Origin of the sequence: Mesorhizobium sp. WSM3879, from assembly GCF_002294915.1 — a bacterium.
Taxonomy (GTDB): domain Bacteria; phylum Pseudomonadota; class Alphaproteobacteria; order Rhizobiales; family Rhizobiaceae; genus Mesorhizobium.
On the sequence record NZ_NSFZ01000003.1, the window covers coordinates 349,607 to 362,622 of the forward strand.

Annotated in this window: 16 protein-coding genes; 10 read left to right on the forward strand and 6 right to left on the reverse strand. The window is 64.6% G+C overall.

Annotated elements, in window-relative coordinates; translation table 11 throughout:
- Positions 1-11: 11 nt before the first annotated feature.
- Positions 12-437 (reverse strand): GNAT family N-acetyltransferase, encoded by a 426-nt coding sequence (locus CK218_RS08315; RefSeq protein WP_095827400.1) that lies wholly within the window; start codon positions 435-437, stop codon positions 12-14.
- Between the two features lie 179 nt (positions 438-616).
- Here CK218_RS08315 and leuD point away from each other — a divergent pair, with 179 nt between their 5' ends.
- The 6 genes from leuD (at position 617) to CK218_RS08345 (ending at position 4,913) form a co-directional block, all read left to right on the forward strand.
- Positions 617-1,222, forward strand: a complete 606-nt coding sequence (gene leuD, locus CK218_RS08320; protein ID WP_066991643.1) for a 3-isopropylmalate dehydratase small subunit — start codon at positions 617-619, stop codon at positions 1,220-1,222.
- A gap of 73 nt (positions 1,223-1,295) precedes the next feature.
- Positions 1,296-2,240, forward strand: coding sequence for a hypothetical protein (locus tag CK218_RS08325; protein ID WP_095827401.1), 945 nt, complete (start codon positions 1,296-1,298; stop codon positions 2,238-2,240).
- Positions 2,241-2,368: 128 nt separating this feature from the next.
- Positions 2,369-2,752, forward strand: coding sequence for a RidA family protein (locus CK218_RS08330; protein ID WP_095827402.1), 384 nt, complete (start codon positions 2,369-2,371; stop codon positions 2,750-2,752).
- A gap of 62 nt (positions 2,753-2,814) precedes the next feature.
- Positions 2,815-3,168, forward strand: coding sequence for a VOC family protein (locus tag CK218_RS08335; RefSeq protein WP_095827564.1), 354 nt, complete (start codon positions 2,815-2,817; stop codon positions 3,166-3,168).
- Between the two features lie 138 nt (positions 3,169-3,306).
- Positions 3,307-4,410, forward strand: coding sequence for a 3-isopropylmalate dehydrogenase (leuB, locus tag CK218_RS08340; RefSeq protein WP_095827403.1), 1,104 nt, complete (start codon positions 3,307-3,309; stop codon positions 4,408-4,410).
- A 5-nt stretch (positions 4,411-4,415) separates the two neighbouring features.
- On the forward strand, positions 4,416-4,913 hold the full coding sequence (locus tag CK218_RS08345) for a GNAT family N-acetyltransferase (RefSeq protein WP_095827404.1): 498 nt from the start codon (positions 4,416-4,418) through the stop codon (positions 4,911-4,913).
- On the opposite strand, the gene CK218_RS08350 is transcribed toward CK218_RS08345, so the two are convergent.
- Positions 4,903-5,610: a DUF805 domain-containing protein gene (locus CK218_RS08350; protein ID WP_095827405.1), complete on the reverse strand. Its 708-nt coding sequence runs from the start codon at positions 5,608-5,610 to the stop codon at positions 4,903-4,905. The genes CK218_RS08345 and CK218_RS08350 overlap by 11 nt on opposite strands.
- Before the next feature lie 147 nt (positions 5,611-5,757).
- Between CK218_RS08350 and CK218_RS08355 the strand changes: the two genes are divergently transcribed.
- Entirely contained in the window at positions 5,758-7,167 is a 1,410-nt protein-coding gene (locus CK218_RS08355) for a glycosyltransferase (RefSeq protein WP_095827406.1), read from the forward strand.
- Positions 7,168-7,452: 285 nt separating this feature from the next.
- Positions 7,453-8,487, forward strand: coding sequence for an aspartate-semialdehyde dehydrogenase (locus CK218_RS08360; RefSeq protein WP_095827407.1), 1,035 nt, complete (start codon positions 7,453-7,455; stop codon positions 8,485-8,487).
- Between the two features lie 245 nt (positions 8,488-8,732).
- Here CK218_RS08360 and CK218_RS08365 read toward each other — a convergent pair whose 3' ends face one another.
- Entirely contained in the window at positions 8,733-9,140 is a 408-nt protein-coding gene (locus tag CK218_RS08365; protein ID WP_095827408.1) for an ACT domain-containing protein, read from the reverse strand.
- 141 nt (positions 9,141-9,281) lie between these two features.
- Here CK218_RS08365 and CK218_RS08370 point away from each other — a divergent pair, with 141 nt between their 5' ends.
- Positions 9,282-9,692, forward strand: a complete 411-nt coding sequence (locus CK218_RS08370; protein ID WP_095827409.1) for a DoxX family protein — start codon at positions 9,282-9,284, stop codon at positions 9,690-9,692.
- Positions 9,693-9,927: 235 nt separating this feature from the next.
- Positions 9,928-10,191 carry a YMGG-like glycine zipper-containing protein gene (locus CK218_RS08375; RefSeq protein WP_066991674.1) on the forward strand — a complete coding sequence of 88 codons (264 nt, stop codon included), beginning with the start codon at positions 9,928-9,930 and terminating at the stop codon, positions 10,189-10,191.
- Between the two features lie 76 nt (positions 10,192-10,267).
- Here the strand turns inward: CK218_RS08375 and rpsP are convergent, their stop codons facing one another.
- The 3 genes from rpsP to ffh all read right to left on the reverse strand — a co-directional run bounded on the left by rpsP (position 10,268) and on the right by ffh (position 12,700).
- Positions 10,268-10,669, reverse strand: a complete 402-nt coding sequence (rpsP, locus tag CK218_RS08380; RefSeq protein WP_066991677.1) for a 30S ribosomal protein S16 — start codon at positions 10,667-10,669, stop codon at positions 10,268-10,270.
- A 107-nt stretch (positions 10,670-10,776) separates the two neighbouring features.
- Complete coding sequence (locus tag CK218_RS08385; protein WP_066991680.1) at positions 10,777-11,103, reverse strand: chorismate mutase; 327 nt, start codon at positions 11,101-11,103, stop codon at positions 10,777-10,779.
- A 7-nt stretch (positions 11,104-11,110) separates the two neighbouring features.
- Positions 11,111-12,700: a signal recognition particle protein gene (gene ffh / locus CK218_RS08390; protein WP_095827410.1), complete on the reverse strand. Its 1,590-nt coding sequence runs from the start codon at positions 12,698-12,700 to the stop codon at positions 11,111-11,113.
- Between the last annotated feature and the right edge of the window lie 316 nt (positions 12,701-13,016).

Below are 13,016 nucleotides of genomic sequence, written 5' to 3' on the forward strand. Positions count from 1 at the left end.
AGTGAATGGCATCAGCGCTTGCGGGAGAACCAGAAGGCGTCGGGCATGCGTTTCATGCCGATGCGCTCGTAGAAGCCGACCGCGTCAGGCATCGAGATCAGGCTGATGGCGACGGACGTGCCGAGCTGGCGGCGCGCCTCGTCCATCAGGCCTTTGCCGATGCCGAGCCCTTGCGCCGAGGCGGACACGGCCAGCTCGGAGATATAGCAGACCCAGGAGAAGTCAGTCACCCGGCGCGCGACGCCGACAAGCGGCTTGCCCTCGCTGTCGAGACGCGCCGTCAGCACCAGGTTGGCATTACTGAGCATCGTCTTCAGGCGCGCCTCGTCATCGATCGGGCGCGTTTCGCCGAGGCCGGATTCGACCAGCACGCGGCGGAATTCGGCGACATTGAGGGCGGGCTCGCTGGCGTAGAGGACTTTGGAAGGACGGGCCATGGTCGCAGACTGCACCGGCCGCACAGAATTTCGAAGCCGTTTTTTGAGGTGTTCCAGTTCCGTCCACCCTGCCCGCCTTTGGCCCAAGGGCAGTGCACGAACAGTTGCCTTTCATTTGCCGCCGGCTTTGTGTAAAGCCGTGCGCAAAATTCCCCGCAGAGAGAAGACGGGTAAGGACCATGGACAAATTCACCAAGCTCACCGGCGTCGCGGCGCCCATGCCGATCGTCAACGTCGATACGGACATGATCATCCCGAAGGATTATCTGAAGACGATCAAGCGCACCGGGCTTGGCACCGGCCTGTTCGCCGAGATGCGCTACAAGGACGACGGCTCGGAGAACCCGGATTTCGTGCTCAACAAGCCGGCCTATCGCAAGGCGCAGATCCTGGTCGCCGGCGACAATTTCGGCTGCGGCTCGAGCCGCGAGCACGCGCCCTGGGCGCTGCTCGATTTCGGCATTCGCTGCGTCATCTCGACGTCGTTCGCCGATATTTTCTACAACAACTGCTTCAAGAACGGCATCCTGCCGATCACGGTCAGCCCGGAAGACCTGGACAAGCTGATGGACGACGCCTCGCGCGGTTCCAACGCCACGCTGTCGATCGACCTCGAAGCCAAGGAGATCCGCGGCCCGGATGGCGGCGTGGTCAAGTTCGATCTCGACGACTTCAAGCGCCATTGCCTCTTGAACGGCCTCGACGATATCGGGCTGACCATGGAGAAGGCCGGCGCCATCGCGTCCTTCGAGAAGAAGAACGCCGAGCTGCGCCCCTGGGCCTGAACGGCTGAGGCACGGTGATAGATAGCCCGGCCGCAAGCGGCCGGGTCCGTGGCGGCTGAACGGAGGGACAGTCATGACACGCTCGCTTCTGGCCGGCGCCTGCGCCTTGGCGGCGATCCTTCTGGCGGTGTCCGGGGCGACCGCGCAGAGCCAGACGGCGCCGCAGGCGCCCGCGGCTTCCGACCAGCCCGCCGCCGATCAAGGGGCGGCCGATCAAGGCGCATCGAGCACTTCCGACGCCGCTCCCGCCGACGCTGACAAACAGGCGCCGATCCCGTTCGAGGACGGCCAGCTCACCATCACGCAGCCGGAGCAGGACGGCGAGAAGGTGCTGGCCTATGACGGCAAGCAGCTGGCCAGCAATTACGACGTCTCCTTCGACAGGATCGTCAAGATCGGCGACATCAACGTGGCGCTGGTCGATGTCGGCGACGGCGGCAACCAGTGCGGCCCGGCCAAGGTCATCGTCTGGAAACCGAAGGACGGCGAGATCCGGACCACGACGGTCGAGCAGGACGAATGCGGCGCGCCGCCGGCCGCGGTTTCCGACGACGCCATCTATTTTGTGCCTTTCTTGCTGCCCGGAGCAACCAAGCCGGCCTTGCAATGGTCGCCGACCGAAGGGCTGACGACCTCCGGAAACCTGACCTACACGCCGGAACCCGGCACCGACTGGAAGGACGTCGATTCGTCGAAATACGACAACATCATCGACGCGTTCCACAACGAAGCGGTTTACAAGGCGGCGCAGGCGCTGCTGGGCGACGATATGCCCGACATGGCGACCAGCCTGCTGGTCGGCGGCGGCACCGAAAAGACCGCTTCCGGCGCCTTCTATGCCACCGGCTGCGTGCCGCATGACTGCGGCGGCAATGACGGCTTCATGGCGGTCGACCCGGTCGAGCACAAGGTCTATTTCGCCCGCCGCGGCCAAAATGGCGAGCCGGATGCCTGGCCGCCGGTAAAGGACTGGCCGGTGGATATCAAGAAGGCCTATGACGACACGCAGGGGAATTAGCCCGAGCGTCAATTGCCAGCTTGCGTTCCTTCGCGCCTCCCCTCTGTCCCGCCAGCATCGCGTTGTCTGGCTCACGACTGGGCTGTGGATGCGTTTCAGAATGACCGAACAAATCCTGCGAGGCCCCCATGCGCAAGCTGATCTCCACCGGTTCCCCCTTCGAGAAAGCCGCCGGCTATTCGCGCGCGGTGGTGCAGGGCGACTGGTGTTTCGTCTCCGGAACGACCGGCTACGACTATGCCACGATGACGATGCCCGACACGGTCGAGGCGCAGACGCGCAATTGTCTTGCCACCATCGCCAAGGCCCTTGCCGACGGCGGCTTCGACATGGCCGATGTGGTGCGGGCGCATTACTATGTTACCGACCAGGCCTATGTTGACGTGGTCTTCCCGATCCTCGGCGAGGCGTTCGGGGACATCCGCCCGGCGGCGACGATGATCATCTGCCAGCTCAACAAGCCGGAGATGAAGATCGAGATTGAGGTGACGGCGCTCAGGCGCACTGTCTGATGCCAGTCGCCCAGGCTGCGAAGCGGCTGGGCACAACGACGGCGTGGAGCGAGGAGCGGCCCATGGTCAAGGTCAGACGCATCGTCGCCAATATCGAAACGCCCGACATTGCGGCGGCAAAGCGCTTCTATCAGGACGTGCTTGGCCTCGATCAGCTCATGGATATGGGCTGGATCGCCACGTACGGCTCCCAGCAGACCATGGCCGTCCAGATCAGCTTCATGTCGCAAGGCGGCTCGGGCACGCCGGTGCCGGACCTCTCGATCGAGGTCGACGATGTCGATGATGCGCTGGACCGCATGCGCAAGGCTGGCTTTGCCGTCGAATACGGCCCGGCCGACGAGCCCTGGGGCGTGCGGCGCTTCTATGTGCGCGATCCGTTCGGGCGGCTGGTGAATATCCTGTCGCATCGGTGATGGCGCGCCTACCGGCCTCTTGCGAGATGCTGGCAGGGCAGAGGGGGTGTGAAGGATCTCGAGGCTCGTCCCCTTGCGCACAGCCCGCCCGGCGTTTAGCAAGGCCGCGGTTCAATTCTCTCCCCAGGACGGTTCTCCATGGCTTCGAAAAATCTCTTCCTGCTCGCCGGCGACGGCATCGGCCCCGAGGCCATGGCCGAAGTGAAGAAGTTGATCGCGGCCATCAACGCGAAGCTCGGCAGCGGATTTGCCACCGACGAGGGGCTGGTCGGCGGATGCGCTTACGACGCGCATGGCGCGGCGATCTCCGATGCCGACATGGAAAAGGCTGTTGCTGCGGATGCCGTGCTGTTCGGCGCCGTCGGCGGGCCGAAATGGGACAAGGTGCCCTACGAGGTGCGCCCCGAGGCCGGCCTGCTGCGCCTGCGCAAGGACATGGAGCTGTTCGCCAACCTGCGTCCGGCGATCTGCTATCCGGCTTTGGCCGCCTCCTCCTCGCTCAAGCAGGAGGTGGTCGAGGGCCTCGACATCTTGATCGTGCGCGAGCTGACCGGCGGCGTCTATTTCGGCGAGCCGAAGCAGATCATCGACCTCGGCAACGGCCAGAAGCGCGGCATCGACACCCAGGTCTACGACACGTTCGAGATCGAGCGTATCTCCGGCGTCGCTTTCGAGCTGGCACGCACGCGCAAGAACCATGTCACCTCGATGGAAAAGCGCAACGTCATGAAGTCGGGCGTGCTGTGGAACGAGGTGGTCACCCAGACGCATCAGGCGAAATATGCCGACGTCAAGCTCGACCACATGCTGGCCGATGCCGGCGGCATGCAGCTGGTGCGCTGGCCAAAACAGTTCGACGTCATCGTCACCGACAATCTGTTCGGCGACATGCTCTCGGACATCGCCGCCATGCTCACCGGCTCGATCGGCATGCTGCCGTCGGCCTCGCTCGGCGCGCCGGACGTCAAGACCAAGCAGCGCAAGGCGCTCTACGAGCCGGTGCACGGCTCGGCGCCCGACATCGCCGGCAAGGGCGTCGCCAATCCGATCGCCATGATCGCCTCCTTCGCCATGTGCCTGCGCTATTCCTTCGGCATGACGGTGGAAGCCGACAAGCTCGAAGCGGCGATCGCCGCCGTGCTCGACGACGGCCTGCGCACCAAGGACATCATGTCCGAGGGCATGACCGAGGTCGGCACCACCGAAATGGGCGATGCCATCATCGCCAAGTTCCTGGGCTGATCCCCATGGCAGAGGCGGCGGTTGACGTCCGCTGGGCGACGACCGAAGACGCCGAGGCGCTCGCCACCGTGCTTTGCGCAATGGCGGCGCATTACCGGCAGTCACCGCTCGACCATGTCCGGGCGACGGCCACGGCAAAGCAGTGGCTCGGCGAGGAAAGCCCGGCCTATCCGCATTTCGCGCTGGCCTTCGCCGGTGGCGAGGTGGCCGGCCTGGCCTCGGTCGCGATCGCGCATCCGGGCATTGATCTCGACCGGCTGATGTTCTTGAAAGACCTGTTCGTACGCCAAGAGGCACGAAACGCGGGAGTGGGTGAGGCGCTGATCGGCTTTCTCGCCGGCTATTGCCTCGACAAGCGCATTGGCCGCATCGACCTCACCGCCGAGGACTGGAGCGAGGGTGCGCTGCGCTTCTACGAGCGGCTCGGCGCCGAACGCCATGGCCAGAAGATCTTCCTCAGGCTGTCGGGCGAGGCACTAAGGACGGCGGCCGTCAGAATCTAACTCCGCCCGGCACCGGCCCCCACTTGTTGTCGCCGGCCTGGCTCGGGATCAGGCCGAAGACCAGGGTGGCGAGCCAGCCGACATAAGGCACGAAGCAGAGGATGGCGAGCCAGCCGGTCAGGCCGAGATCATGCAAGCGGCGCACGACGAGCGCGACCCACGGCAGGAACGTGAGCAGGACGTAAAGACCGAGCAGGCTGAACATGACGACCGGCTCATCGCCGCCGCCCTCGACGTTGCCGCGCGACAGGTCTGCGGAGAAGCCGACGCCGATGGCGACGACAAGACCGATCGTCCAGAACAGGCAAAAGCCCCAGAACTCCTTGCGCCGGGCGCGGCCGGAGAAGTTGACGTAGTTCGTCGTCACGCCACGCCAGAAATAGCTCCAGAGGCCGGTCGATTCCACCGTTTCGGCCTCGGCGTTGCGGCCGAAATGCGGCTGCCCCGCAGGCGAGCTACCCGGCAGCGGACGGGCAGGAACTGGAACGGCGTTGTCAACCGGATCGATCATCCGGCCGCGGACCGAGAAGACATTGCCGGCACGTTCGCCGTTCGGCTGGAACTCGACCTCGGCTCCCCTGGCAAGCGTTGTCTCGCGACGCAGGTCCTCGCGCGCGAAACTGTAGCGCCTGCCGTCGGCGCCGCTGATGAAGCCGAAGCCCTGGTGCTCGTCATAGTGAAGAACTTCGCCACGCATCAGATCCCCCCGAGCGTCGAATTCTTTCCCTTTGCTCGATTTGACATGAGCGCCGGCCGGCGGGCAAGAGCGATGGCGTTCAGCCGGCTATCGTAGAGGCGGCAAATCGGGATAGAAGCCGCAAGTCGCCTCACAGACCGCGAAGCAATGGCCCAGAAGGACTCGACACTGCTGCCAGAAGCGGCCGACGCTCCCGGCGGCCAAAGACGGAAAATCTGCATCGACGCGACCGGCCTGCTCGCCTGGCGCGGCGCGCTGGCCGGCATCCAGCGGCTGGAAGACTTCATGGTCAGGGCAGCGCTCACCGATCCCGACCCGGATGTCGAGGTGGTGACGCTCGATCTCTCCAGCCATCGTTTCCGGGTGCTCGAAAAATTCGAGATGGAGCAGTTGGATGTCAGCGAGATCGCGCCGTTCCGGCAGCGGCCACGACTGCAAGCCGCTGCCGCGCTGCGACAGGGGTTCCAATCGGTGCGGCGCCATCCAATGGCCAAGAGTGAAGCCGATCGCCAGCTTGCGGGAATGGTGACGAACGGCCGTCCCGGCTTCACCTTCACGGTGTCGAAGGTGTTGCTGCGGGCCTATCGCTTCTCTAGGCGAGCCGGTCTCCGGGCGGGTTTGCTTCGCGGCGATGCGGCGCAGCCGACGAAGGATGTCGGGCCTCGAACGGTGCTGATCAGCAACCAGCTGCTGGTCGGCGAAAAGTTAGCGGCGGTTTGCGCCGGCCCCGACAATATAGCCTTTCTTTGCCACGACATGATCCCGACCATGCGGCCCGACCTTGTCGCCAAGAACAGATGGCAGGCCGCCTTCGGGCCCAATCTCGAACGGCTGGTGCGGTCCGGCGCGGCGGCCTTCTGCACCTCCGAGACCGCGGCGACGATGCTTGGCGATCACATGCGCAAGGCCGGCATAGATCTGCCGGCCGTCCATCGCTTCCCGATGCCCTCGCTGCTGCTTGAGAAGGCCGCGCGGCTGAGGATGACGTCGCGGCTCGAGGCTGGCGAGCCCTACATCCTTTATTGCTCGACCGTCGAGATCCGGAAGAACCACATCATGCTCGCCCGCATCTGGCAGCAGGCGCTCGACGAAGGCGTTCGGTTGCCGAAGCTCGTCTGCGTCGGCCGCTGGGGCTGGATGGTCGAGGAGCTCAGCGCCTATCTCAAGGCTCATCCGGGGCTGAAAGAAAAGATCGTCTTCGCGGGTCCGGTCAGCGACGAGGAGCTTATCGGCTATTATCGAAGTGCCAGCTTCGGCGTTTTCCCCTCGCATATCGAGGGCTGGGGCTATGCCGCTTCGGAGTGTCTGGATTTCGGGGTCCCGGTCATCGTCTCGACCACGCCGTCGCTGATCGAAGCGACCGGCGGCCTGATGCCCGCGGTCGGTTCGACCGATCAGATCGGCTGGTATGGCGCAATCCGACGGATGACAGACGATGATGCCTGGCGCGATTTGCTGGCCGGGCGTATCGCCGAAGAGCACAGGCCGACATCGCCTGCCGAAAGCTGGGCGGCGATAAAGGCCGGGCTCAAGGCGGCAGCAGCCTGCGCCAATTGACTCTTTACGCAAAGCGCGTAAAAGCCGGCAGCGAACGGGATCGTCTTCAATGCGCGGCCATTTGGCTCTTCTGGCATTCGATGTCCCCAGCCACGATGCACAGCATCGGGCCGGGCGTTTCGACGCGTCCGTCTGTTCTCGCAAAACTACGGCCAAAACCACCACCAAAACGGTGTGATTCCCTTGGCCTAACCACCCTCTCCCGGGTTCGGCCCGGGGGACAGAACCCGCATGAGGCCGGCGGGTTTTCTCCAACAACCAAGCGGAGAGGGACAGGAGATTTCGATGAGTTTCAAGGTTGCGGTAGTCGGCGCCACGGGCAATGTGGGCCGCGAAATGCTCAACATTCTGGACGAGCGCGGCTTCCCGGCGAGCGAAGTGGTGGCGTTGGCCTCGCGCCGCAGCCAGGGCACCGAAGTGTCCTTCGGCGACCGCACGCTGAAGGTCAAGGCGCTCGACACCTACGATTTTTCCGACACCGACATCTGCGTCATGTCGGCCGGCGGCAATGTCTCCAAGGAGTGGTCGCCCAAGATCGGCAAGCAGGGCTGCGTCGTCATCGACAATTCGTCGGCCTTCCGTTACGACCCTGACGTGCCGCTGATCGTGCCGGAAGTGAATCCGGACGCGGTCGAAATCTTCTCGCGCAAGAACATCATCGCCAATCCGAACTGCTCGACGGCGCAGCTCGTCGTGGCGCTGAAGCCGCTGCACGATGTCGCCACCATCAAGCGCGTCGTCGTCGCCACCTACCAGTCGGTCTCCGGCGCCGGCAAGGAAGGCATGGACGAGCTGTTCACGCAAACCCGCGCGGTTTTCGTCGCCGACCAGGTCGACGTCAAGAAGTTCACCAAGCGCATCGCCTTCAACGTCATCCCGCATATCGACGTCTTCCTCGACGACGGTTTCACCAAGGAAGAGTGGAAGATGGTCGCCGAGACGAAGAAGATGCTCGATCCCAAGATCAAGCTGACGGCGACCTGCGTGCGCGTGCCGGTGTTCATCGGCCACTCGGAAGCCGTCAACATCGAGTTCGAGAAGCCGATTACCGCCGACGAGGCGCGCGAGATCCTGCGCGAGGCTCCTGGCTGCCAGGTCTTGGACAAGCGCGAGAACGGCGGCTACATCACGCCGCTCGAGTCGGCCGGCGAGGACGCCACCTTCATCTCGCGCATCCGCGAGGATTCGACCGTCGATAACGGCCTGTCGATGTGGGTCGTCTCCGACAATCTGCGCAAGGGCGCGGCGCTCAACGCCGTCCAGATCGCCGAGCTGTTGGTCGAACGGAGCCTCATCCAGCCGAAGAAGAAGGCGGCTTAATTTCGCTCACGGGCCGCGCCGCCGCTTCGCGGCTGGCCCTCCGCGAGGGCGCCGGACGACCGGCGGCCCGCGGTCGCGGGCTCGGCCTTCGGCCGTTGGGCTCTCGCTCACGGGCCGCGCGTCAGGGGCTCGGCCTTCGGCCGATAGCTCTCTTTCCCGTTCACGGGAAAGGTCGCGGCAGGAGGATGAGGTGGCGCCGCAATGGGTGTGACGAGCGATGCCCGCTGATTCCATGTGCCGAGGCGCTAGCCACTGCTCTCCGCAGCCAGTTGCCGCAGGAGGCCGAGCGCCTCGTCCGCTCGCTCCGCCGGGACGAACAGATGGTCATGATAAAAGGCCGAAACCGGATTGACGCCCATGCCGGCAGCGGCGAGCCGCGTGGTGATCGCGGCCAGAAAGCCGACGGCGTCGAGCGACGAATGGATGTCGAGCGTGATCATCCGGCAGCGGAACGTGCCGGCGAGGCCGGCTACCTTCGCTTGGTCCTCCGTCACGATCAGCGTCGTGCCTTCCCGCTCGCGAAACTGCATGACCGGATCAAGACCGTGCGGCACGGCCACACCCGGCGCCAGCGTCGCGAAAACATGGACATCGGGGAGCAGTTTCGGCGTCATCGACGCCAGTAGTCTTTTGAGATTGGTCTCGCCGGTCATTCTCTCTCCTCCGGTCATGCATTCTCACTCAATCATGCGTTCGGAAAAAGCGCACCGACCCTTGTAGGATCGCCGCCCTGCCCGCCGTCCTTGGCTCGAAGCTGGCAAAACAGCCAGGCTCCAACCAAGGAGGGAACACCAATGAGCATTTCAGAAGCCGCTCCCGTCTCGAACGGCACCTTGTGGACCGGGCGCGCGCTTAGCGCCATTGTCATCCTTTTCATGATCTTCGACGGCGTCATCAAGCTGCCGCCGCTGCAGATCGTCACCGAGACGATGACGCAGCTCGGCTGGCCAGATGACCCAAACACCGCGCGGCTGCTCGGCATCGTCGGCCTGATCTCGACTGTGCTTTATGCGCTGCCGCGCACGTCCGTGCTCGGAGCCATCCTGCTCACCGCCTATATGGGCGGCGCCATTTCCACGCATGTGCGCATCGGTAACTCGCTGCTCTCGCACACGCTGTTCGGCGTCTATCTCGCTGTTGTCCTGTGGGGCGGGCTCTATCTGCGCGACCCCAGAGTGCGCGCGCTGATCCCGTTCAGCCGCTGAGGTGGTTCGTTCTGGTGATTCCACCGGCTGCGGCGACCGCAAGGCTTCGAAGCCGGGTTGCCAAGCTGCGTTACCGAACGCTAATTCGTGAGCACTCTCAATGCTGTCGAGGCCGGTTGGCGCAACCCGCGCCTGCCTTCGAAACAGCAATATTGGTTCCCTTCGGGATCAAATTAGCCGTTTGCGAGTTAAAGCTTGGCGGCGAGGACGGCGATCCCGTGAGAGAGGAACTGAAATGAAGAAAGCGATTACCATTCTGGTGCTGACGGTGGCGCTGGGCGCCTGTTCGCAGACGGAAAAAGGAGCGGCGATCGGCGGCTTGGGCGGTGCTGCGGTCGGAGCGGCCGTCGCCAATGACCCGGTCGAGGGCGCAGTGGTCGGTGGCGCTGTCGGCGCCGTGGCAGGCGCGTTGATCGGCCGTGCGAGCGAAAGCGGCAAGTGCCGTTATCGGGACCGCTACGGGCGCGTTTATATTGCTCGTTGCCCGTCGGGATATTGAGGTATCGACGGGCCTGACCAAAAGAACGGCGGGGTTGGCCCGCCGTTCTTTTGACCTGTTTTGACCGAGGCCGAGATTACTCGGCGGTGGCGGCTTCCGCCTCGGCGGGTGCTGCGGACGCGGCCGCAACGGCAGCGGCGGCGTCTTCCTGGGCCTTCTTCAGCAGGGCTGCGCGCTCCTGCGCCTTCTTGCCGGGCAGGGCCTTGTTCGGGTTGGAGCGGGCCGGACGCTTGGCGATGCCGGCCTCGTCGAGGAAGCGCAGCACGCGGTCGGTCGGCTGGGCGCCGTGCGAGAGCCAGTGCTTAACGCGGTCGGCATCGACCTTCACGCGTTCGCCGTCCTTCGGCAGCAGCGGGTTCCACGAGCCGAGCGCCTCGATGAAACGGCCGTCGCGCGGCGAACGGGCGTCGGCGACGACGACGTGGTAATAGGGACGCTTCTTCGAGCCCGCACGGGCCAGTCTGATCTTCAGTGCCATTCTTTATCTCCTAACAAGCTCTGAGTTCGTTGATTGGGTTGCGGCTTTGGCCTTGTGCAAGTCGTAATCCCAAGACCGCTGCGCAGTTTGGGCGACATGCACCAGCTTCAGCCGGTTTTCGTCACGCCGTTGTTAGCGGCGATCTGTTCGTGATGCCGGATGACTTCGCGGATGACGAAGTTCAGAAATTTCTCCGCAAAATCCGGATCGAGATGCGCATCCTTCGCCAGTTGGCGCAGGCGGGCGATCTGCTGCTGCTCGCGCGCCGGGTCGGCTGGCGGCAGGCCATGCTCGGCCTTCAGCACGCCGACCGCCTTGGTGCAGCGGAAGCGCTCGGCCAGCATATGAATGAGGGCGGCGTCGATGTTGTCGATCGAAGCGCGGTAGCCCGCCAGAACGGCGCGTGCCTCGGCCATATCCTTCTCCTCGTTCATCGCCCCCTCACTTCTTCTTGCCAAGGCCAGGCAGCCCGCCGCCGCCGAGACCGGGAAGGCCCGGCAGTTTCATGCCGCCGGGCAGGCCCGGCAACCCGCCCCCGGGAAGTCCGCCGGGCAGTCCACCCGGCAGGCCTTTGCCGAGACCGGCAGCCTGGGCCTGCTTCTGCAAGGCCTCCAGCTGCTTCGGATCCATCTTGGAAAGGTCGGGCATGCCGCCGCCGGGCATCATGCCGCCAAGGCCCATCTTCGAGGCAAGGCCGCCCATCATGCCGCGCATCATGCCGCCGCCTTTGCCCTTGCCGCCCATCGCCTTCATCATGTCGGCCATGCCGCGATGCATCTTCAAGAGCTTGTTGATCTCGGCCGCGTCGGTGCCGGAGCCGGCGGCGATGCGCTTCTTGCGCGAGTGCTTCAAGATATCGGGGTTGGCGCGCTCGGCCTTGGTCATCGAGGAGATGATGGCGAGCTGCCGGCGGAACATCTTGTCGTCGAAGCCGGCCGCGGCGAGCTGGTCCTTCATCTTGCCCATGCCGGGCATCATGCCCATGATGCCGCCCATGCCGCCCATTTTCGACATCTGCTGAAGCTGCGCGGCAAGGTCGTTCAGGTCGAACTTGCCTGACTGCATCTTCTTGGCCATCGCCGCCGCCTGCTCGGCGTCGATGGTCTCGGCGGCCTTCTCGACTAGGCTGACGATGTCGCCCATGCCGAGGATGCGGTCGGCGATGCGCTTGGGGTGGAATTCCTCCAGCCCGTCCATCTTTTCGCCGGTGCCGATCAGCTTGATCGGCTTGCCGGTGACGGCGCGCATCGAAAGCGCGGCGCCGCCGCGGCCGTCGCCGTCCATGCGGGTCAGCACCAGGCCGGTGATGCCGACGCGCTCGTCGAAGCTTTTCGCCAGGTTGACGGCGTCCTGGCCGGTCAGCGAGTCGGCGACCAGCAGGATTTCGTGCGGCGACGACACCTTCTTGATGTCGGCCATCTCGACCATCAGCGGCTCGTCGATATGGGTGCGGCCGGCGGTGTCGAGGATGACGACGTCGTGGCCGCCGAGCTTTGCCGCCTGTACGGCGCGCTTGGCGATATCGACCGGGCTTTGGCCGGCGATGATCGGCAGCGTGGCGACCTTGGTCTGCTCGCCGAGCTGGCGCAGCTGCTCCTGCGCGGCCGGACGCCGCGTGTCGAGCGAGGCCATCAAAATTTTCTTGTTCTGACGCTCCGTCAGGCGCTTGGCGATCTTGGCCGAGGTCGTCGTCTTGCCGGAACCCTGCAGGCCGACCATCATGACGACGACGGGCGCGGGCGCGTTGAGGTCGATAGCGACGCCCTCGGCACCGAGCATATCGACCAGCTGGTCATGGACGATCTTGACGACCATCTGTCCGGGCTTGATCGACTTCAGCACCGCGGCGCCGACCGCCTTCTCGCGCACCTTGTCGGTGAAAGAGCGAACCACCTCGAGCGCCACATCGGCCTCAAGCAGTGCCCGGCGCACCTCGCGCAACGCCGCAGAGACGTCCGCCTCCGACAGCGCACCGCGGCCGGTCAGGCCGTTCAGGATGGAGCCAAGGCGCTCTTGCAGGGACTCAAACATTGATCAGACCGCCGTGCGAGAGCGCCTTGGATTCATGCCGATCGCTGTCGGGCCTGCGGCCCTCCACGCCTCTTGTGCGCTCCTGCAGTGATTCAAACATCTTGCTTCCTTCGATCTCGGTTCATTCGACCCGAGAGGTAGTGCGTTCGCGCCGGGTCGCCAAGCCAAAGCGCAAAGCCAAAAAGCACCCGGGGGCGCATCGCGCTGCCGGGTGTTGGCCTCCAGGATCGGTTTACAGCTCTCGCCTCAAAGAGGCTTCGGCGTCCTGGTCGGCTTTCGCGGAGAGGGTCTCGTCGCGGAATTCGTGCGCGTCTAG

Bases quoted from the DNA above. Each gene is read 5' to 3' on its own strand.
- CK218_RS08315 (WP_095827400.1), bottom strand. From the start codon at position 437: ATGGCCCGTCCTTCCAAAGTCCTCTACGCCAGCGAGCCCGCCCTCAAT.
- leuD (WP_066991643.1), top strand. From the start codon at position 617: ATGGACAAATTCACCAAGCTCACCGGCGTCGCGGCGCCCATGCCGATC.
- CK218_RS08325 (WP_095827401.1), top strand. From the start codon at position 1,296: ATGACACGCTCGCTTCTGGCCGGCGCCTGCGCCTTGGCGGCGATCCTT.
- CK218_RS08330 (WP_095827402.1), top strand. From the start codon at position 2,369: ATGCGCAAGCTGATCTCCACCGGTTCCCCCTTCGAGAAAGCCGCCGGC.
- CK218_RS08335 (WP_095827564.1), top strand. From the start codon at position 2,815: ATGGTCAAGGTCAGACGCATCGTCGCCAATATCGAAACGCCCGACATT.
- leuB (WP_095827403.1), top strand. From the start codon at position 3,307: ATGGCTTCGAAAAATCTCTTCCTGCTCGCCGGCGACGGCATCGGCCCC.
- CK218_RS08345 (WP_095827404.1), top strand. From the start codon at position 4,416: ATGGCAGAGGCGGCGGTTGACGTCCGCTGGGCGACGACCGAAGACGCC.
- CK218_RS08350 (WP_095827405.1), bottom strand. From the start codon at position 5,610: ATGCGTGGCGAAGTTCTTCACTATGACGAGCACCAGGGCTTCGGCTTC.
- CK218_RS08355 (WP_095827406.1), top strand. From the start codon at position 5,758: ATGGCCCAGAAGGACTCGACACTGCTGCCAGAAGCGGCCGACGCTCCC.
- CK218_RS08360 (WP_095827407.1), top strand. From the start codon at position 7,453: ATGAGTTTCAAGGTTGCGGTAGTCGGCGCCACGGGCAATGTGGGCCGC.
- CK218_RS08365 (WP_095827408.1), bottom strand. From the start codon at position 9,140: ATGACCGGCGAGACCAATCTCAAAAGACTACTGGCGTCGATGACGCCG.
- CK218_RS08370 (WP_095827409.1), top strand. From the start codon at position 9,282: ATGAGCATTTCAGAAGCCGCTCCCGTCTCGAACGGCACCTTGTGGACC.
- CK218_RS08375 (WP_066991674.1), top strand. From the start codon at position 9,928: ATGAAGAAAGCGATTACCATTCTGGTGCTGACGGTGGCGCTGGGCGCC.
- rpsP (WP_066991677.1), bottom strand. From the start codon at position 10,669: ATGGCACTGAAGATCAGACTGGCCCGTGCGGGCTCGAAGAAGCGTCCC.
- CK218_RS08385 (WP_066991680.1), bottom strand. From the start codon at position 11,103: ATGAACGAGGAGAAGGATATGGCCGAGGCACGCGCCGTTCTGGCGGGC.
- ffh (WP_095827410.1), bottom strand. From the start codon at position 12,700: ATGTTTGAGTCCCTGCAAGAGCGCCTTGGCTCCATCCTGAACGGCCTG.